Below are 20,146 nucleotides of genomic sequence, written 5' to 3'. Positions count from 1 at the left end.
TTTTTTGTCTTTTTGTTTGTAACCAGCATTGCGGCTTATGGCTAGAAGGCGGAAAACTGTCTTTCATCGTCGGAACCCCCATGTCTTCTCGTCCACCGCTTGCGCTTGTCATTGTGTTGCTCAGCTTTCCCCAGGTCGTCGAAACGATCTACAGTCCGGCCCTTCCGCTGATCGCGAGCCGCTATCGGGTTGCTCCGGAGGAGGTTGCCCAGACCCTGTCACTCTGGTTCCTGGGCTTTGCGCTTGGTGTCGTCGTCTGGGGAAGGCTTTGCGATGTTTGGGGGCGCCGGCCGTCCTTGCTTGCCGGCTTGCTCCTTTATGCGATCGGTGCGGGTTGGGCTCTGATCGCGCCGGATTTCAGCGATTTGCTCGCAGCGAGACTTCTGTCGGCATTCGGTGCGGCAGTCGGGTCGATCGTCACGCAGACGGCCTTGCGCGACAGTTACAGCGGCCCAAGCCTGGGGCGCGTATTCTCGCTTCTCGGCATGGCGTTGGCGATAAGCCCCGCAGTCGGCATGTTCACCGGCGAAGAGATCGCAGCCATAGCCGGTCATGAAGGCATCTTTGCAGCGCTCGGTCTATTGGCTGTAGCGCTTCTCGTCATCAGCCTTATTCGCTGGCCGGAAACGTTGGCGGCTTCCATCCCGGTCGTGTCATTCCGACTGACGCTCTGGCAAATGTTGTTCGACAAGGCTATCTGGCGGAGCGCCATGCTGATCTGCTGCTTCAATTTGGCGATCTTCGGCTATTATCAGCTAGGCCCATTTCTCTTTGCGCGGTTGGAGAACGTGTGGATCGATTTCGGTCATAGCGGTATCGTGCTGGCAGTCGCGTCGCTAGCCGCAGCCATCGCGAACTCCCAACTGCTGCGGCAAGGATGGAGCTCGCAAAAACTCACCCGTCTGGGTATTGTTCTGCTGGTTCTCGGCGCCGGCTTCGGTGGGCTTTTTGTGCGCAGCCCAGCCCTTCTGCTCGGCATGGCCGTGATTGCCGCCGCTTACGCGATCGCGATACCGAACATCCTGTCCCAGGCGCTGAGAGCCTATACCGATCGCCTTGGCACTGCCGGCGCAATCTTGAGCCTGTTCTATTACAATTTGCTGGGAGGAGGGCTCGTACTGGCAGGTCTCGTCCAGAGTCTGGATCTTGTCCTTATCGCGTGCGCCGGTCTCGCGGTTTTGACTTTCTTCCTGTCCGGAAGATGGCGGTGACCTCGAAAGGGACATCGATGCGATGAGGATCTTCGGGAAGGTGGCGGCAGGAACGGCCGAGGGATGATGATCGCGGCCGGCGACAGGCTTGGAATGCCTGTGCACGATGTACACCAGATGCTCGGGTCTTATGCCGTCTGACAAGCAAAAATTGTATCGCACAAAATACATTGCCGAACAATGATGCAACGTAAATCGCGTAACAGGATACTCTCTTTGGCTGATGAAGCTGATCTTCAATTTACGCGAGTAAAAGACGTTTTGATTCAGAGAAAAACTTTAAAATTATCAATTCGCTAACCAAACTAAGCAACTCTCGAAAACATTCCGACGATGCCGTCGGGCCAAATAGACATAGACGTGTGGCATGACTTCTTGACGTCAGAAATGACTTCGGCGCGGCAACAGAGAGATGCACACCCAGGACATTTCGACCATGAAAATAAAGACGCAGTTCATCGTCCTCGCGGCAGCCGCGGGTGTCGCGATTGCAGGGCTTGTCGGCAGCCTGTGGGGTTATGCCGGTGCCGTCGGCGAAGTCGCCAGCGCCTATGATCAGAAATACAAATCCTATCTGCTGGCTGAGAACTTCCGCCGCTCCTCGGACGAGCTGACCCGGATGGCGCGAACCTATGCCGAGACCGGCGATCCGTCCTTCAAAAGCCAGTACAATGCCGTCATCGAAATTCGCAACGGGACGCGCCCGCGTCCGCAGGACTATAACCGCATCTACTGGGATTTCGTCGCTGGCGGCGATCCCAAGCCCCGTCCGGACGGGCCAGCCGTTTCGCTTCAGGACTTGATGAGACAGACCGGCTTTACCGATGACGAGTTCGCGCTTCTCGCCGAAGCGGGCAAACGCTCGGACGCGCTGGTGAAGATGGAAACCGAGGCGATGAGCCTGGTGGACAATGCAGCTACCTTGGGGCCGCAGGCCAAGGCAAAAGCTGCCGCCATGCTTAATTCCCCCGATTACCATAAGTTCAAAGCCGAGATCATGAAGCCGGTCGATGCCTTCTTCGTGAAGCTCGAAGACCGAACCCAGGGAGCTGTCGATCGGGCGAATGCCAGCGCCTCCTTCTATTGGACGCTGACTCTTGTTGCGATGTCGGCGCTGGCCTTGATGCTGATGATCATCGGCTTCGTGACATTCAAGCGCATCATCGGGGGCATGAACAAGCTCGGCGATTCCATGAAGCAGGTGGCCGAAGGCCAGCTTGATCTCGACATCGGCCTTGCCAGGAATAATGACGAGATCGGCGACATGGGCAAAGCGCTCGAAGTCTTCCGCCAGGGTGCCATCGCTAACCGCCGGCTGGAGCGCGAGGCTGAGGAAGGTCGCAAGCGTGCGGAAGTCGAGCGTATCGCCATGCAGGAGAAGGCAGAGGCGGATGCCGCGGAGCGGCTGCGCATCGCAACCTCCGGCCTTGCTGCCGGCCTGAAGCGCCTTGCCGGCGGCGATCTTGCCGTCCAACTCAACGAGGCCTTCGCCCAGGACTTCGAAGCACTGCGTCATGACTTCAACCGTTCCGTAGCCCAGCTCGGCTCCACGCTTTCCGAAATCTCGAACTCGATTTCGACCATGGACACCGGTACACGCGAAATTGCGTCGGGCACGGACAATCTGTCCAAACGTACCGAGCAGCAGGCAGCCTCGTTGGAAGAAACGGCAGCAGCGCTCGACGAGATCACCGTAAACGTCGCCAACTCGAGCAAGCGCACTGAAGAAGCCAAGGATGTCGCCGGTCGTGCCAATCGCGCCGCTGCCGAATCCGCCGAAGTCGTCTCCCATGCTGAAGAGGCCATGCGCAAGATCGAGGAAAGCTCGCAGCAGATTTCCAACATCATCGGTGTCATCGATGAGATCGCGTTCCAGACGAATCTGCTGGCGCTCAACGCCGGCGTTGAGGCCGCTCGCGCCGGGGAGGCTGGCAAGGGCTTTGCCGTCGTGGCGCAGGAAGTTCGCGAACTCGCGCAGCGCTCGGCTCAGGCTGCCAAGGAAATCAAGGGACTGATCCAGAATTCGTCCACGGAAGTCGAAAGCGGCGTCAAGCTGGTGCGGGATGCCGGTTCGGCGTTGAAGACCATCAGCGGCTTTATTGTCGAGATCAACAAGCATATGGAATCGATCGCCACCTCCGCCAAGGAGCAATCGGTCGGCCTTGCCGAAGTCAACACCGCCGTCAATGCGATGGATCAGACGACCCAGCAGAACGCCGCCATGGTCGAGCAGTCCAACGCGGCGTCCAATACGCTTGCGAGCGAAGCCGTGCGACTGCGTGAACTCGTCACCCAGTTCCGGCTTGAAGGCGCAGGTGCGACCGGCTCCGCACGGGCGGCGAGACCGAGCGATGCCGCTCGCACGTCCCCTGCGCGGGCGCTCAACCGGAAACTTGCCACCGCCTTCAACGGCAATGCCGCCCTTGATGCGAAGAACGAGTGGGAAGAATTCTAAGCGCAGCCCGTAATCCGATATTTGAGCGCTCCTATCGACCATGGACCCACTCGCGGCTCTCGCGAGTGGGTTCAATCATTTGAAGCATTGTTCTCTGCGCGGATTTTCTGGTGTGCTCCAACGACCGCGATCTTGGCCTTATCCACGACATCTGCGATGATGCTTTCGTTATCTATCGCAGCAGCTTGGTGCGGACCGGTGCCGTTGTCGATATTTCCGAACGGCCGCAAAGCGACTATAGCCTACGCTTCCTGAAACCTGTCCGATCCGGATCGCTCGCCGCTCCATCGGATGCCGCAAGAGTAATTCTCATGACCTTCGATCCCACCCTTGCCGACCTTGCCGAAGAGGCAAAAGGCTGGCGCCGGACTATTCACCAGCATCCCGAGCTTCTCTTCGATCTCCCGAAGACATCGGCCCTGGTCATCGAGAAGCTCAAGGCCTTCGGCTGTGATGAAGTGGTCACCGGCCTTGCCAAGTCGGGCGTCGTTGCCGTGATCAACGGCAAACTCGGCAGCGGCAAGACGATCGCGCTTCGTTGCGATATGGACGCATTGCCGATGTCTGAGCAGACCAATCTGCCACATGCTTCGAAGGTGCCGAACATGATGCATGCCTGCGGGCATGACGGCCACACCGCCATGCTGCTTGCCACTGCCAAGCACCTTGCCGCCAACCGCGATTTTACCGGCAAGGTCGCGCTGATCTTCCAGCCGGCCGAAGAGGGTGGCGGCGGTGGCCGCGTCATGATCGAGGAAGGCGTGCTGGAGCGGTTCGGCATTGAAGAAGTCTACGGCATGCATAACGAGCCCGGTCTTGCCGTGGGCTCCTTTGCGATCCGCAGCGGTCCGATCATGGCAGGCGGCGACCGGTTCGTCATCACGATCAACGGCAAGGGTGGGCACGCGGCATCGCCGCATCTGAGCCATGATCCCGTCGTTGTCATGGCCCACATGATCACGGCGCTGCAGTCGATCGCCTCGCGCTTCATCGATCCCTTCGACCCGGTCGTGGTCTCGATCACCTATGTCAACGGCGGCAACGACAAGGCGCTGAACGTAATCCCGGCCGCAGTCCAGATCGGCGGTACGATCCGCACCATGCAATCGAAAACGCGCAAGGCGGTGGAAGCTCGTTTCCGCGAGGTGGTCACCATGACTGCCAAGGCGTTTTCCGCTGAAGCCGAAATCGACTGGCGTCCCGGCTATCCGGTCACCGTGAACGATGCGGAAAAGACCAAGGTCGCGGTTGCTGCCGCCCGGTGCGTTGCGGGCGACGAGCGCGTCAATGACAACTACCCGCCGACCATGGGTTCGGAAGATTTCTCCTATATGTTGGAAAAGCGGCCCGGCGCCTTCATCTGGCTCGGCAATGGCGACAGCGCCGATCTGCACAACCCAGCTTATGACTTCAATGACGACGCCATCATCCATGGCGTCAACTATTGGCTGGCCGTGGTCGATCAACAGTTGAGCGCGGCGCAGAAATAATCCGCCAGCCGGCAAAAGACAGGAATTGGGATGACGGGCGCTTATGACGAGCTTGCCCGTCATCCATATGCTGCCCTTCATGCGCCCTATCACGCGCCGGCACGTAGGGCCTCGACTTATTGCAATCGCAGCACATTGCGCCCATTCAAATGGGCGCTGATCGACGCTGCCGGATGAGCAACTGCACCAGAAAAAACGCAGAACTGCCGCGATGACACAGTCACCGCCGCTCTCTGATGGATTCATTCCAAGTTATTCTAACGGTAATGCCCACGTAACGTGCCGTCGTCAGGCTCTCAGCATACAACACAAGTAATGGGGCTTGATGATAACGGTAAATTGGAAAGTCGTCGCCGCAGTCGCGTTCACAACGATATCGATCAGTTCGTGTGACGACACCGGCGGCCATAGCAGACACTGGCATGACGATGACGGCTATAAGCCACGGTGGCATCGACCCTATTATGACACAGACGTATGGGATGGTTGGAACCGCCCCAACAGACCAAACTCGCCGTACAGGCCAAATAGACCTAACAACCTCAATAACCCGAACACATATTGACCATTATTCCATTCTAGCAATTGGACTGCGAGCGGATAGCTGATGTTTCCTTGATCTCCGGCGGCCTGCTGCTGGTATATCCAAGCCCAAAAGGAGGGCGACATATGAGCGACCTTCATATTGGCAAAGCGATGTCGGCCATGCCCGGCATAGTCGAGTTCAGGCGCGTGTTCAGCGCACCGGCAGTCAACCATCTCCCTATAGATCTTTTTGCTTGTAGAAGCTGGCTCTAGCCAATCGACGGCTCGGGCGGGCTCTTTCCGTCAGCTGCCTGTTGAACAGCTCCGCTGCGCGCTGTCGCGGCGCCAGTTCGGAACAGCAATCCGTATCACCTCGGCATGAATCGCTGGGCATCGAACCGATCGCGTAGACGGGTAAGGTGGCTCTCACATTTCAGCGTCGGATACCCCGCAGCCAGGCGATCATACTGCTGTTCCTGCTCCGCAGACGAACAGAGCGACGCGTGTCGAACCAGCGCGTCGGCGTCCAAATTGCAACAACGAGGTAATATTGAAATGCGCCATTTACGCCTTTTGGCAACGATCTTTATCTCTGCGACATCTCTGCTGCTTGGCTCGCAGCCTAGCTGGTCGCAGCAGGCCGAGCCGGATGCGACCAAGCAACGTCCGCTTGCTCTGATTTATCGGGGACCGGCCGGTTGTGACGGTTGCTCGGAAACGGTGGCCGAGGTTCTGAAGGGATCTCGCTACGATTTTCGTATAGAGTATGTCGGCCCGAAGGATAAGCCGATCAACGCGGACACTCTTTCCCGGGCAACACTTTATATTCAGCCCGGCGGGGGCGACGATGTTGAGGCCGCCGCCAAGGATATCGGCCAGGACTCCGTAGCGGCTGTTCGGAGTTTCGTGCAAAAGGGTGGCCGCTACCTCGGCATCTGCATGGGTGCCTATCTTGCGGGATCTCCGGGGTTTGAGCTGATAGAAGGCTCGCCCGGCTCTTATGTTGGGCGTCCGGGCTCTTTGGTGAAGGATGATAAGGATACGGTTACGCCCGTCATTTGGCGGGACAAGAAGCGTTGGGTCTACTATCAGGATGGCAACATTCTACCTAAGAAGGGCGCGACGGTTCTTGCAGTCTACCCCAATCACGATATTGCGGCTGCGGTCTACAGTTTCGGCAAGGGGCGCGTCGGCCTCGTAGGTCCGCATCCCGAGGCGGATCAGAGCTGGTACGACGAATTCGATCTGAAGGATCCCGATGGTCTCGATACCGACCTTGCGTTGGATCTGCTCGATACGACCATGAAATAGGCCGTGCTGTACATCGATGAATGCCGCGATACTGATGTCGCGGCATTTTCCAAGGCAGGCTTCAGTCTGATAGCGGATAATCGAAGCCGCTGGTTTAGGCGTGATAGCGTGCCATCTGCCGCGGGATCAGAAGCCTTGCCGTCAGGGTGCATAGGAGCACTGCGAACAGCAAAATGAGCGCGACCAGAGCGTTGATATCGGGAGAAAAGCCCAATCGCATCATTGCCCAGAGGCGCACCGGCAGCGTGCTTTCTGTTCCTGTGACGAGGATCGTGATCATCGTCTCGTCAAAGGACAGGGCAAATGCAAGTACGGCGCCGCCGGCCATGGCGCTCGACAGGTTCGGAAGGATCACCCGCCAGAAGGTCTGCCAGCCATTTGCTCCCAGGTCATAGGAGGCCTCGACGAGCGTGCTGCTCATCGACTGCAGTCGGGTCAGGATTGTTCGATAGACGATCGCGAGCACGAAGACTGTATGCCCGATGATCACTGTCACCAGAGAACGATCGAAGTTGATCTCCCGGAAGAAAATCAACAGTGCAAGACCGCTGATGACGGGTGGCATCAGGAAGGGGAGGAAAATGATGAATTGGAGTGCTCCCCGGCCGGCATGCCGGCCATGATAGTAGAGTGCCAGAAGCGTGCCTGACACGACGGATAGAACCACGGTGCAGATGCCCACGATCAGCGTCGCCCTCAAAGCGGCCAGCACATCGCCATTTTCAGCCAGCGCCTTGTAGGCCGATAGCGTCGGTTGAGACCAGTCGACCTGGCCATGGTTGAGGTCGAAAAACGAGGACAGGATGGGAACGAAAAGCGGGCTGTAGAGCAGTAGCGCGACTAGGGCCGTGACGGTTGCCAGCAAGATCGTCGGAAGGTGGCTGCGGCCAATCATCGTGATAGCCCCCGCTGCCGGCCGGCTTGTTCCCCAAAAAGGATCGCCGCGATCACGACCACCGCCAGCACCACGGAAAGTGCGGCGCCGAAGGGCCAGTTGTAAGCCGTGCCGAACTGGCTGTAGAGGATGCGGCCGAATGTGAAGCCGCTGACTCCGCCGACCATCTGTGGCGTCAGAAAGTCGCCGATCGCCAAAACGAAGACGAAGCTCGCCGCAGAGGTGACTCCCGGAAGGCTCAGCGGCAGCGTGATGCGCAGGAATGTTTGGGACCGGCTGGCGCCGAGATCATCGGAGGCACGCAGCAGCACCTGCGGAATGCGCTCGAGTGTGAGGAAGATCGGCAGGATGGCGAAGGGAATGAGCAGAAGCGTCAACGTCAGCAGAATCGCATTCATGTTGAAGACGAAAAGTGTGGAAGGTTGATCGAGGATGCCCAAACCGACCAGCATCGAATTTAGAACGCCGTTTTGGCCGAGGATGCTGCGGATGGCATATATCTTGATCACATAGCTCATCAGCAGCGGCACCAGCATCAGCATCAGCATGATGTAGCGCCATCTTCCCTGAAGCGTGGTGAGGAAATAAGCCGCCGGATAGCCGAGAGCTACGCAGATGACCGCCACCGACAGACAGAGGATACAGGTACTCCAGAAGACCGGTAGGAATACTGGATCTGTGAGGAAGCGTATGTAATTGGTGAGGGTAACAGTGTAGTTGATGGTGCCGTGATCGACGCTCAGGAAGCTGTAACCAAGGAAAAGGATCAGCGGCAATAGAATGAAGAGGACTGGTATCGCAAATGCGAACAGCGTCACGAGGACGGAATAGCCGGCGCCACGTTGGTTCATGATAGCACCAGATAGGAATCGGTAGGCGCAAAGGATAGGTCCATTGCTTCACCCGGTCGCAGCGTGCTTCCTGTTATGCGGCTCGGCTGGCGAAGACGCAGGCGCTCTCCGCTCGAATTGATATGGGCAACTGTCGAGGATCCAGCGAAGGCGAGTTCTTCGACGGAGCCGGAGAAGCGATTGAGATCATCCCCTGCTTCGGCGGCGCGCAGCGCTTCCGGCCGGAAAACAGCAAAGGCGGCAGTTCCGTTCGGTGCGGTCCGCAAGTCCGGCTGACCCTCGATCGAGCAATGGAGGCGCCCAAGATCGGTATCGATGGCGCGCATGGTTCCGTCGCTCTCGGCCAGCCTACCGGACACCAGATTGTTTTCGCCAAAGAACTTGGCGACGAACTTGCAGCTCGGCCGGTAGTAGAGGTCATGCGGCGTTCCCAGTTGGCGAATGCGGCCCGATTGCATGACGCAGATACGGTCGGCCATGCCGATGGCCTCTTCCTGGTCGTGCGTGACGAACAGGAAGGTCGTCTTGACCTCGCGCTGGATCGATTTCAGGAATTCCTGCATCTGGCGGCGAAGTTCGAGGTCGAGCGCTGCCAGCGGCTCGTCCAGCAGGACAAGGCGCGGCTGGCAGATCAGGGCGCGGGCAAGCGCCACACGCTGGCGCTGACCACCCGACAATTGTGCGGGGTAACGATCGGCAAATTTGCCGAGCTGCACGAGATCAAGAGCTTCGCCGACGCGTTGCCTGATTTCCTGGCGGGGCCTATGGCGAATGGAAAGGCCGTAGCCGACATTGGCCGCGACCGACATATGCGGAAAAAGTGCGTAGTCCTGGAAGACGGTATTGAACGGACGGCGATTGATCGGCATGCGGCTGATGTCGTCGCCGTCAAGAACGATCTTTCCCGAGGTTACGGCTTCAAGCCCGCCGATGAGGCGCAGCACCGTCGTCTTGCCGGAGCCGGAAGGGCCGAGCACGGTCAAAAATTCTCCATCTCGGATCGAAAGATCGATGTCGTGAAGGACGGGCACCGCTCCATACGACTTCGAGACGGACTGCAGGCTAAGCAGGTCCAGCGATTGGGTCATTGTGTCACTCGATATGGTTCGGACGCGGCCCGAAAGCGATCGGGCCGCCGCATGAAGACAATCCGGCTTGCGATCAGGGCGTAGCCTTGATCTCGTTCCAGAGATCCGAACGCTTCAGCGGATCTTCGACATTGTCGAGCCAGATCAGCTTGTCGTCGCCATGGGCGCTCGCGCTTTCCGTGACCGTATTGCCGAAGCCCGTCCGTTCGGAGAGCTGAGAACTTACGGTTTTGGAGATCATGAAGTTGATCCATTTCTCCGCGGCCGCCTTGTCATGCACGCCTTTGGAGATCACCCAGTTGTCGAGCCAGGCAAGCGCGCCTTCGCTTGGGTTGACATAGGCTACATGCGCGCCTGCATCCTTGAGCGCTTTCATCTGTTGCTGGCCATAGTTCGCCCAGATAAGGGCGACATCGTTGTTCTTGTAGATCTGCTGGGCTTCATCGGCCGTCGTGTAGAAGCTCAACACATTGTGCTTGAAGTCGATCAGCTTGGCCTTCACCGCGGCGATCTGGTCATCGCTCAGGTGGAACGGGTCCTTGTAGCCGAGCGTCAGCGCAGTGAAGGAGACGTTGTGTTCGCCGTTGTCGTAGGCGAGCACTTTGCCGCGGTATGCCGGATCCCAAAGAACCGACATGGAGGTCGGCGCTGACTTGACCTTGTCGGTGTCGTAGATCAGCCCGATCGAATCGAAGCAGAACGGAATGCCGTAGACCTTACCATCCTTGGTATCGCCGCGGATGGCGGTCAGATCGCGGAACCGAGGCAGCACGTTCTTCTGGTTCGGCAGGTTGGCGGTATCGATGGGCGTAACGAGATCAGCGGCGATGTAGCGTTGCAGCTGGGCCGTATTGACCGCGAACACGTCAAAATCCTTGCCTTCGCTACCCTTGATCTTTGCCCAGGCTTCGTCATCGCTGCCGATGAAGACCACATCGACGCCGATGCCGGTCGATGCGGTGAAGTCCTTAACCCAGTCCTTGTCCGCGTAGCCGTCCCAGGCCAGCACGCGAAGATTTTCAGCAAGTGTCGATGATGCCATCATCGACACTATGAAGCCGGCGGTTGCCATGGCTGTCAGAAGTTTTTTCAATCCCATTTCCGTTCCCTTTATTGTTGGTGTTGTCAATGTGATCGGTGCGGATGTCAGCTAGAGCTGTGTGACGGTCACGAGTCCTTCGTCCGGAGAAAGCTCCACCCGATTGCGCAGCGGCTTGCCGAATACATCCGCTTCGATTTCGTATTCATCCCCCGGGCCTGTCTGGACGCCGAAGGCATAGCTCATCACCGCCGCACCGAAGAAATAGGCATGCAGATCTCCCGGCCTGCGATGCATGGGGTAGCGGAAGTGATAGTGTTCTAGATTGGCGATCGAGTGAGACATATGCGTCTCGCCGGACAGGAACTCTTCTTCCCAGATCACCTTTCCATCACGACGAATGCGGGAACGACCGCGGACCTCGTCGGGCAGGTCGCCCACCAGCAGTTCCGGTCCGATAGAGCAGGAACGCAGCTTGGAGTGAGCGAGATAAAGGTAGTTTTCGGCTTCGGTGACGTGATCCGAATACTCGTTTCCGAGCGCATAGCCGATCCGGAAGGGGCTGCCGTCCGGTCCGACGACATAGAGACCGACGATCTCAGCCTCTTCGGCGCCGGCAAGGGCGAAGGCGGGCATCGGCAGGGGAGCACCTGGCGCGACGACGCATGTGCCGACACCTTTGAAGAACCATTCCGGCTGCACGCCCGGCGGACCGCCGGCCGGCTTGCCGCCCTCAAGACCCATGCGGAAAATCTTCAGCGAGTCGGACTCCGCCGCGCCTTCGCCATGGGTAAGCACATGCATCTTATCGCGTGCATTGGCGCTTCCGGTGTGCGTGAGCCCCGTACCGGTTACGAGGAAACGGCTGGGCTCCTCATGATCGAGCGGTGCCAGCACCAGATGTTCGCGCAGCAGGCGATCGTAATCCACCAATTCCGCCGTCGCGCGCTCTTCGACCAGCGTTGCGATTGGAACGCCGCGTGCGATTGCCGCTTCGGCAAGTTCGCGGACGGAGCGCGTGTTCTTGAGCGGATGAAGGTGATTGCCATCGGTCGAGACGCGGCCGACCTTGCGCTCGCCCTCAGGCGTTTTGAATTGAACGAGACGCATAGCTGCACCTTCCCCTGTCGTAAGTTGATTTGTCATACCCAGCCACCGTCGACGATGAACTGCTGGCTTGTGCACATGGCGCTGTCGTCGGCCGCGAGGAAAAGCGCCATGCGGGCGATGTCGGATGGCTGAAGCCGATCCGGGAGGCATTGTCGCTCCTCGATCTGCTTTTCGCCGGCGGGCGTGAGCCAGAGACGCATCTGCCGCTCTGTCATCACCCAGCCAGGGACCATGCAGTTAACGCGGATACGCTCCGGCCCGAGTTCGCGAGCGAGCGCCCGCGTCATGCCGTAGACCGCCGCCTTGCTCGTGACATAGGCTGGACAGTCGGGGTCGCCGACCATCCAGGTGATCGAGCCGAAATTGATGATGGAGCCGCCGCCAAGTGCCTTCATATAAGGTCTAGCAGCCTGTGCGGCGAAGAACTGGTGGCGGAGATTGACCGCCATACGGTCATCCCAATAGGCGACCGTCACATCTTCGGTCTGATGGCGATCGTCGCTGCCGGCATTGTTGCAGAGAACCTGGATCGGCCCGTTTCGGGCGGCAGTCCCCTCGAGCGCAGTGCGCAGCGCCTCGATGTCGCGCAGGTCGCAGCGAATGAAAAGCGGCGGCTCGATGCCCTCTGCGGCGATGGCGGCCACGAGCTGGCGAGACGGCTCCTCGGCAATATCGACGAAAGCGACGCGGCTGCCCTGGGCGCAAAAGTGCCGGACAAGGCTTTCGCCGATACCGCTGCCGCCGCCTGTTATGAAGACGCTTCGTTCCTTGAGGCTGGGGTATACAGCGAAATTGTCTGGTTGGCTGGTCATCACGTAAACCGTCTAGTGGGAGTGGCGGGGGATGCCGGCATCGCGGCGTCCCACGAGAAAATCGAAGTCGCAACCGGCATCGGCCTGCGTGACGCGCTCGACATAGAGGCTTTGATAGCCGCCTTGCGGCGGTTGCGGTGGCTGCCATTCGGCGCGTCTTTGCGCCAGTTCGTCCTCCGAAACCATCAGCTCCAGCCTGCGCCCGGCCACGTCGAGTTCGATCATGTCGCCGTCCCGAACCAGAGCCAGAACGCCGCCTGCGGCTGCTTCCGGCGCGACGTGGAGGACGACAGTGCCATAGGCGGTGCCGCTCATGCGAGCATCGGAGATGCGCACCATGTCGGAGACGCCCTGCTTCAGGAGTTTCGCCGGCAGCGGCATGTTACCGACTTCGGCCATGCCCGGATAGCCGCGCGGACCACAATTCTTCAGCACCATGACCGAGGTCGCATCGATAGTGAGATCGGGATCGTCGATGCGCTCGTAGTAATGCTCGATATTCTCGAAGACGACTGCCCTGCCGCGATGCTGCATTAGCTCCGGCGTCGCGGCGGACGGCTTGATCACGGCGCCGCTCGGCGCAAGATTGCCCCGCAACACGGCAATGCCGCCTTCCTTGGTGAGCGGATTGTCGACCGGCCGAATAACCTCTTCGTTGTAGTTCGGTGCATTCGCGATGATGTCACCCATCGTCCTGCCGCTCACGGTCACTGCGTCGCGATGCAGAAGGCCGGCCTCATTAAGCGCCGCCATCACGGTCGAAAGACCGCCGGCATAATAGAAGTCTTCCATCAGGAAGCGCCCCGACGGCATCAGGTCGACGATCGTCGGCACACCGCGTCCGAGCCTGTCCCAATCGTCGAGGTTAAGCTCGACGCCAACGCGGCGGGCAATGGCGATCAGATGAAGGACCGCGTTGGTGGAGCCGCCGATCGCACCATTGACGCGGATCGCGTTTTCGAACGCGGTCTTCGTGAGGATGTCAGAGACCTTGATATCCTGATTGACCAGTTCGACGACGCGCCGGCCAGCCATGTGAGCGAGAACGCCTCGGCGCGCATCGACGGCCGGGATGGTGGCATTGTCGGGCATGCCGATTCCGAGCGCTTCGACCATGCTGGCCATGGTAGAGGCCGTGCCCATCGTCATGCAGCTTCCGGCGGAACGGCTCTGGCCCTGTTCGGCGGACAGGAAATCACTGACGGCCATGCGGCCGGCTTTAACATCTTCAGCGAATTTCCACACATGCGTGCCGGAACCAATGTCCTGACCCCGGAATTTGCCGTTCAGCATCGGCCCGCCGGATACGACGATCGCGGGTAGATTGGCCGACGCGGCCCCCATCAGCAGCGCCGGTGTGGTCTTGTCGCAGCCGGCGAGAAGGATGACGCCGTCAATGGGATTGCTGCGGATCGATTCCTCGACATCCATGCTGGCCAGATTGCGAAATAGCATCGCCGTCGGGCGCATATTGCTTTCGCCGAGCGACATGACGGGGAATTCCAGCGGAAAGCCGCCGGCCTCGTAGACGCCGCGCTTCACATGTTCCGCTATGCCGCGAAGATGCGCATTGCAGGGGGTAAGCTCCGACCATGTATTGCAGATGCCGATGACAGGGCGACCGTCGAAAACATGATCCGGCAGCCCCTGGTTCTTCATCCAGCTGCGATGCATGAAGGCGTTTTTTCCGTCCCCGCCAAACCATGCGGACGAGCGCAACCTGCGCTTGGGCTGGCTCATGTCTTCTGCTCCTGTGATTTGCGGCGTTGATTGCGGTTTTCTACGGCGCGTCTTACATCGTCCTCGGCATGGTCGAGGAGAACCAGAAGCGCCTGCTGCGCGCCTTGTCCGTCCCCCGCCGCGATCCGTTCGGCAACTTCGCGATGCAAGGGCAGCGAGGGGCGCTGTCCCGTCGGATTGTCGTTCGACAGGCGGAAACTCATCACCAGGGCGGTCTGTATGAGGGCGGCGAGCGAGCCGATCAGCTCGTTACCGGTCATTCGCAGGATCGTCTGATGGAAGATGAGATCGGGCTCGGCAAAGCGCTCGCCGTCGTCGCCAAAGGCTTCCATCTCGGCAAGGGCATTGTTGAGTTCCGCGAGTTGGCCCGGCGTTGCGCGCTGCGCGGCCAATGCCGCAGACATCGGCTCGATGGCGCGACGCAGCTCGAACAGTGCCTTGACGTCTTCATGGTTCACCGCACCGGAATAGCGCCAGGACAGCACGTCGGGATCGAGGAAATTCCATTCTGAGCGCGCGCGGACGCGTGTGCCGGTCTTCGGCCGGGATTCGACAAGCCCCTTGCCCGCCAGAACCTTGATTGCCTCGCGCAGCACGGATCGGCTGATTCCGAGCGTATCCTTGGATCCATCGGCATTGGGAAGCGCCTCGCCGGGGAGCAAGCGCCCCTGCAGGATCCAGCTTCCGATCTGCTCAACAGCAGCCGCGTGCATGCTGCTGTTGAGGTTCTGGAAGCCAATGGATGTCGGCGAGGGAAGCCTCGATGCGACCGATCTGTTTTTATTAATGCTATTATTCATACTATTTACATTATTAGGAAGCGTTGCCTTGTCAAGACGGAATCGGCTGTGAAACCCAGCCGGCTAACTTTGTGCCGAAGGATGGGGGATGATGGGATATCGGAGAGAGAGAGAGAGAGAGAGAGAGGAGCCTCATTGCAATGAGACGAAAAACCCAAGGCACCCAGGCGTCCACCGACGCCACCGGCAGGCGGCGATCACGCAGCCGTCGAGCAAATATGGTCGCCCGCGATTCGGGGCGTCGGGCGTCAGCAAATGGAGACGGCGCTGGCGAGAGAGCGGCCGACAAGTCGAGCGCTCTGAGGTCCATTTAGATCGGAGCCAGTATCTTACTTGTCCGAGAAGCACTGGAGCGCCTCTCCCAAAATGGAGGCGCTCAGAAACCCGTCTGCGAACAGGCTCTATTGTCGGATGGCATCTATTTGAGCACGCGGACAACGACGCGCTGCCCGATCGCCAAGGGCGCGTCGCGGGCAATGGTAATGATGCAGTTCGCCGCTCTCACATCGCTGCGCTCGCCGGTATTTTCTGCCGATTTCGGACGCGACAAAACCTTGGAAATTCGCGTGATCTTGCCCGAGATCGACTGTGTCGTCCGTCCTTCGGCGGCGATTTCGACAGCCATGCCCGGACCGACAGAGCCGAGATATTCCTCGGGGATGTCTGCGCGCACGATCTTAGGTCCATCCGGCAGCAGGACGAACATCTCGGTCATTGCCTGGACGGAAACCGCTTCTCCAACCTTCACCGCCTGACGGACGATAACGCCATCGGCTGGCGCTTTCATCGACCGCACGTTGACCTCCCGCTTGGCTATTTCAAGCCGTTCGCGCGCGACCGACAAGGCTGAGGATGCAGAGTTCGTTTCGATCGTCTGGGTTTCGTAAGCATCGCGCGCATCGCTCAAGGCCTGATCGGAAACGGCCTTGCCGGCTGCGGCACGCTGCATTCTCTCAAGCGTTTTCCCGAGGTTCTTCGACTTGAGTTGAAGAAGCTTGAAGCGGTCTTCCGCCTGGGATAGCTCGGATTCGGCGATGCGTACCGAGGCTTCCTCCTGCTGGCTGTCGAGCACGGCGAGAACGTCGCCCTTGCGGACATAGGCGCCTTCGGCTGCTTCAACCGAGGCAACGACGCCGTCGCGCACCGCGGTTATACGATAGAGCCCGCCTTCCACATCGACGGTCCCGCGCGCGGCCGCCGCAATTGCTGGTGATGCGGCCTCGGCTGCCTCAGCACTTTCGCCGGCTTTCGGCATGCCGACGGTCAACCAAAGGACACATAGGGTCACGGATGTCCCTAATATTGCGGTCGCGAAAACGCGATGGGAACGCTTGAACTTATCCATGCCAGTCCTCTCGTACATCGATGCCGCGCCCGGAAACGGGCCGCTGGTCAGACAGCAGTCGTCCGTCCTCCATCTTGAGAACGCGGTCTGCCTTTGAAAAGAGACGGGTGTCGTGGGAAACGCATAGAACTGCCGTTCCCAATTGTCTTGCCGTCTCTTGCAGGATCTCCACGATCCTCAGTCCATTGGTACTATCCAGAGCGCTCGTCGGCTCGTCGGCAAACAGGATGGCCGGGTCCTTGACGATCGCCCTTGCGATCGCAACACGCTGTTTTTCGCCGCCGGATAGATGTGAAGGCCGCAAATGCTGGCGTTCGAGCAGCCCGACACGCTCAAGCGCATCGCGCGCCCTAAGCCGGGCCTCTTCCTCGGGCACGTTCAGATAATCGAGCGGCACTTGCACCTGCTCGAGAGCTGTAAGGGCCGGAAAGAGATTGAAGCCCTGGAAGATGAAGCCGCAATTATGCAGGCGAAAGGCATCCCGCTCGTTGTCGGACGAGGCGGACAGCACCGTATTGCCAGCCCGGATGCTGCCACTATCCGGCTCCGTCATGCCGCCAAGTGTCGCGAGAAGTGTGCTCTTTCCGCATCCGGAAGGGCCGCTGAGTACCGTGAATTCGCCGCTAAAGATATCGACGGACATGTCGACGAGCGCGTTCGTCCGCATGCCTTGCACGGTGAACGACTTATAGAGGTTCGAGGCTGATATGGCTGGCTGCATCACATCACCTCAACAAAGTTGCGGGATCGGCTTGGCGTAGCCGGTGTACGGCCAGAAGGCAAGCCAAAATGGCAACCACGAGCACGACAAGCGATGCCGACACGATGACGGCGCTGTCAAGCTCGAACGGTACCTTGTAGATCATGGCGATGAAACCGATGGCGACGCTCAGCACGCCGTTGATGACCAATCCTGACAATCCGACCCAGGCGGCCTGCTCAATGACAATCTTCCTCAGTCCGCTGAAGGGCACGCCCAGCGCGCGCAACGTGGCATATTGCGGGATCGTGCCCGCAACGGCGGCCATCAGGGTCTGGCTGGTAATGAGCGCGCCGATGGTCGCGGCGATCAGCGTCGCGAAGACGAAAGCGATACCGGCACCGGAATCGAAGAGCATGTAGCTGGTCGACATATCCGCGAGTTTTTTCGCGGGCCAGATTTCGAAACGCTCAATCGGGGCGCGTTGATTGAGGTGCCGCAGAACGCGTGCCTGTTCGCTCTCCTTGGCGACGTTGAACAGGAAATAGGTCGCGCCGCCATCCGCCGGTAAGGACTGATCGAGGATGCGTGCAGTATCAAGCGAGCCGACGACATTGACCCCGCCAAGACCGCGCAGGCCATCGATGAAACCGACGACATGCACTGTACGGCCATTCACTTCGGCGAGGCCGCCCGGTCCGATCGAAAGCTTGTCGCTGTCGGCCGTGTCGACAACGACCGCTGCCGGCTCTCGGAGGCGATTGCGCAGTTTGGCCGGCACGACCCGCGCCAGCCCGATGCTATCAGACTGTACGTCGATGCCGACGACCGTAACGCTGACTCCGCCGCCGCCGTGAATGCCACGCCAATCCCCAGAGCCCAGAAGAAGTGGCTCGACATGGGAGATGGCCGGCTCGGCATAGAGGTTCGTCAGCACGCTGGCAGGTATGGTGCGGCCCAGTTCAACGCTTTGTGTGCCGGGAAAGCCGAGCCAATAGTCGGCGTCCGACTGGGTGACATAGAGCGAATTCGCGCTGACGATGCCGAGCAGCAGCGCCCCCTGGGCCGTCATCAGCAGGCCGGAAAACGCAACCGCCGCGACGGCCGGCAGAAACCGCCGCCATTCGTAAAGAAGCGTCTTGCGTGCGATCGCCACAGCCATGATTATTTGCGTCCTTCCAACTTGGCGGGACGCTTCGCATCGTCACCGGAAACGGCAGGCTGCATGCCGCGCGTTGCCTTGTAGAAGGCGATCGTGGCTCTGGCCTCGGCTTCGATACTTTCGGTCAGAGACGAGCGTAGATCAAGAAGGTCGATAGAGCCGGCAATGGACTTCGATTTTTCGGCAAGACCCTCCCGGACGAGGATCTCGGTGCTGGACTTGAGTTTCGACATGCGCTGCAGGCGCGAGCGCAAAAGAGCCGTGCGAGCTCGTGCTGCGTTGAGTTCGTGCAGTGCCCGCGAGGCTTCCTCATAGGCGGTGAGTACGGTCTGCCTGTAGACGAGGACTGACTGTTGGAACTCGGCTTCACGAGCTGCAACCGCATCCTTGCGTCGACCGTAGTCGAATATGGGCAACTGTATGGACGGCCCCGCAAACGCTCCCAGAATCGAGTTCGATACAGGGGTTCCGATCCCAATGGTGCCGTTCAGGCGCAGTTTCGGATAGAGATCGGCCTTGGCAAGACCCACTTGCGCGGCAGCCTGCCCGACTGCGTATTCGGCGCGCAGCACATCAGGCCTTGCGCGCAGCAGATCGGCCGGGCGCCCCTCGGCCATGCCGGCGGCGGCGACGGGCTGCGGTTCGTATCTCATAAGCGCGGGATCGGGGGTGGCAGTCCCCAGGAGTGTGGCAATCTGCTGGCGCGTATTGGCGATCTCGCTGTCGAGTAGCAGCAGTGTCGACTTCGCGGTGTCCAGGCCCGCCCGCATGGGTTCGTTTTCGACCGCGGTTGCGAGCCCCGCCTGCTCCTTCACGCCGGCAATCTTTGCGTTGTTCTCCAGGAGGCCAACCAGCTCTGCCGTGTCGAGCCGACGTTTCTGAAGTGCGCGCAGATGCACATAATTGCTGGCGATCTCGGCCGTTACGGCCACCTTGGCTGCGGCGACATCTTCGGTTGCCATCGCCACGCTGAGGTCGGACATCTTCTGCGCCTGCTTATCCTGCCCGAAAAGGGGGATTTCCCAGCTGGCATCCAGATTGAGCTGGACCGGCCTGCGCGTGAAATCGTCCTTGATCCGCGAACCCGTCGCGGCATTGGCCATTCCGGACACCGACGTGTCCAGCTGATAGCCTGCCGTTGCAGAATTGGCGAGCGCTCTGGCAGCTGTGAGGCTCTGATGCGCCATGGCGACCGTCAGGTTCATGCTCTCGGCGCGCGATACAAGCGACGACAGCGTCCTGTCGTGGAAGCCGTCCCACCACGCCATGGTATTTGCCCTTGCCGGTGCAGCCCTGTAAGGCGCCCCATCATAAGCTTTGGGCAAAGCCGGAGCCGTTACCCCCTGCGCCAGATCCGTGGATTGGCAGGCGGACAGAGCAAGCGACAGGCATGCCACGGATAGGAACATCCTTCGGGACGTCCGGCGGATGATCGAACAGGCAGTATTGCTTATGTGACCCATTTCGCGTGAGCGGCACTCGATACTATTTACTTTATTCGTCATAGCGTCATCACTGAGCAATCCATCTCGCAGCCGTCGGCGCGAACATGGGTACGTTGTTGTTTTCGCACCACTGTTGGCTCCATGCGTTCAACGGCTGCGACCCTGCC

General features: G+C 59.6%; 16 protein-coding genes. 4 read left to right on the top strand and 12 right to left on the bottom strand.

Going from position 1 to position 20,146, the window contains the following annotated elements; translation table 11 throughout:
* Positions 1-80: 80 nt before the first annotated feature.
* The 4 genes from QD461_RS09080 (at position 81) to QD461_RS09065 (ending at position 6,992) form a co-directional block, all read left to right on the top strand.
* A complete protein-coding gene (locus QD461_RS09080) occupies positions 81-1,211 on the top strand; it encodes an MFS transporter (protein WP_414087437.1) in 1,131 nt (376 codons plus the stop codon).
* Positions 1,212-1,647: 436 nt separating this feature from the next.
* Positions 1,648-3,666 carry a methyl-accepting chemotaxis protein gene (locus QD461_RS09075; protein ID WP_414087436.1) on the top strand — a complete coding sequence of 673 codons (2,019 nt, stop codon included), beginning with the start codon at positions 1,648-1,650 and terminating at the stop codon, positions 3,664-3,666.
* Between the two features lie 311 nt (positions 3,667-3,977).
* Positions 3,978-5,156 (top strand): M20 aminoacylase family protein, encoded by a 1,179-nt coding sequence (locus QD461_RS09070; RefSeq protein WP_414087648.1) that lies wholly within the window; start codon positions 3,978-3,980, stop codon positions 5,154-5,156.
* Between the two features lie 1,080 nt (positions 5,157-6,236).
* Positions 6,237-6,992 (top strand): BPL-N domain-containing protein, encoded by a 756-nt coding sequence (locus QD461_RS09065; protein ID WP_414087435.1) that lies wholly within the window; start codon positions 6,237-6,239, stop codon positions 6,990-6,992.
* Between the two features lie 94 nt (positions 6,993-7,086).
* Here the strand turns inward: QD461_RS09065 and QD461_RS09060 are convergent, their stop codons facing one another.
* The 12 genes from QD461_RS09060 to QD461_RS09005 all read right to left on the bottom strand — a co-directional run bounded on the left by QD461_RS09060 (position 7,087) and on the right by QD461_RS09005 (position 19,943).
* Positions 7,087-7,887, bottom strand: a complete 801-nt coding sequence (locus QD461_RS09060) for an ABC transporter permease (RefSeq protein ID WP_414087434.1) — start codon at positions 7,885-7,887, stop codon at positions 7,087-7,089.
* A complete protein-coding gene (locus QD461_RS09055; RefSeq protein ID WP_414087433.1) occupies positions 7,884-8,738 on the bottom strand; it encodes an ABC transporter permease in 855 nt (284 codons plus the stop codon). The genes QD461_RS09060 and QD461_RS09055 overlap by 4 nt, the downstream gene beginning before the upstream one ends.
* The gene (locus QD461_RS09050; RefSeq protein WP_414087432.1) at positions 8,735-9,826 is read right to left on the bottom strand and encodes an ABC transporter ATP-binding protein; all 1,092 of its coding nucleotides are present in this window, start codon (positions 9,824-9,826) and stop codon (positions 8,735-8,737) included. The genes QD461_RS09055 and QD461_RS09050 overlap by 4 nt, the downstream gene beginning before the upstream one ends.
* Positions 9,827-9,899: 73 nt before the next feature.
* Positions 9,900-10,925, bottom strand: coding sequence for an ABC transporter substrate-binding protein (locus tag QD461_RS09045; RefSeq protein WP_414087431.1), 1,026 nt, complete (start codon positions 10,923-10,925; stop codon positions 9,900-9,902).
* Between the two features lie 51 nt (positions 10,926-10,976).
* Positions 10,977-11,975 carry an AraD1 family protein gene (gene araD1 / locus QD461_RS09040; RefSeq protein ID WP_414087647.1) on the bottom strand — a complete coding sequence of 333 codons (999 nt, stop codon included), beginning with the start codon at positions 11,973-11,975 and terminating at the stop codon, positions 10,977-10,979.
* Positions 11,976-12,007: 32 nt separating this feature from the next.
* Positions 12,008-12,787 carry an SDR family NAD(P)-dependent oxidoreductase gene (locus QD461_RS09035; RefSeq protein WP_414087430.1) on the bottom strand — a complete coding sequence of 260 codons (780 nt, stop codon included), beginning with the start codon at positions 12,785-12,787 and terminating at the stop codon, positions 12,008-12,010.
* Positions 12,788-12,799: 12 nt separating this feature from the next.
* Complete coding sequence (locus QD461_RS09030) at positions 12,800-14,527, bottom strand: IlvD/Edd family dehydratase (protein WP_414087429.1); 1,728 nt, start codon at positions 14,525-14,527, stop codon at positions 12,800-12,802.
* Entirely contained in the window at positions 14,524-15,327 is an 804-nt protein-coding gene (locus QD461_RS09025; protein ID WP_414087428.1) for a FadR/GntR family transcriptional regulator, read from the bottom strand. The genes QD461_RS09030 and QD461_RS09025 overlap by 4 nt, the downstream gene beginning before the upstream one ends.
* Positions 15,328-15,745: 418 nt before the next feature.
* Complete coding sequence (locus QD461_RS09020; RefSeq protein ID WP_184703484.1) at positions 15,746-16,672, bottom strand: HlyD family secretion protein; 927 nt, start codon at positions 16,670-16,672, stop codon at positions 15,746-15,748.
* Positions 16,665-17,393, bottom strand: a complete 729-nt coding sequence (locus QD461_RS09015) for an ABC transporter ATP-binding protein (RefSeq protein ID WP_414087427.1) — start codon at positions 17,391-17,393, stop codon at positions 16,665-16,667. Before QD461_RS09015 ends, QD461_RS09020 begins: the two co-directional genes overlap by 8 nt.
* A 4-nt stretch (positions 17,394-17,397) precedes the next feature.
* Positions 17,398-18,534: an FtsX-like permease family protein gene (locus QD461_RS09010; protein ID WP_414087425.1), complete on the bottom strand. Its 1,137-nt coding sequence runs from the start codon at positions 18,532-18,534 to the stop codon at positions 17,398-17,400.
* 2 nt (positions 18,535-18,536) lie between these two features.
* The gene (locus tag QD461_RS09005) at positions 18,537-19,943 is read right to left on the bottom strand and encodes a TolC family protein (protein ID WP_414087424.1); all 1,407 of its coding nucleotides are present in this window, start codon (positions 19,941-19,943) and stop codon (positions 18,537-18,539) included.
* Positions 19,944-20,146: the final 203 nt, after the last annotated feature.

Origin of the sequence: Rhizobium sp. BR 314, from assembly GCF_047445805.1 — a bacterium.
Taxonomy (GTDB): domain Bacteria; phylum Pseudomonadota; class Alphaproteobacteria; order Rhizobiales; family Rhizobiaceae; genus Rhizobium; species Rhizobium lusitanum_B.
The sequence above is the reverse complement of the archived record's forward strand: the minus strand, read 5'-3'. Positions and strand labels throughout refer to the sequence as shown.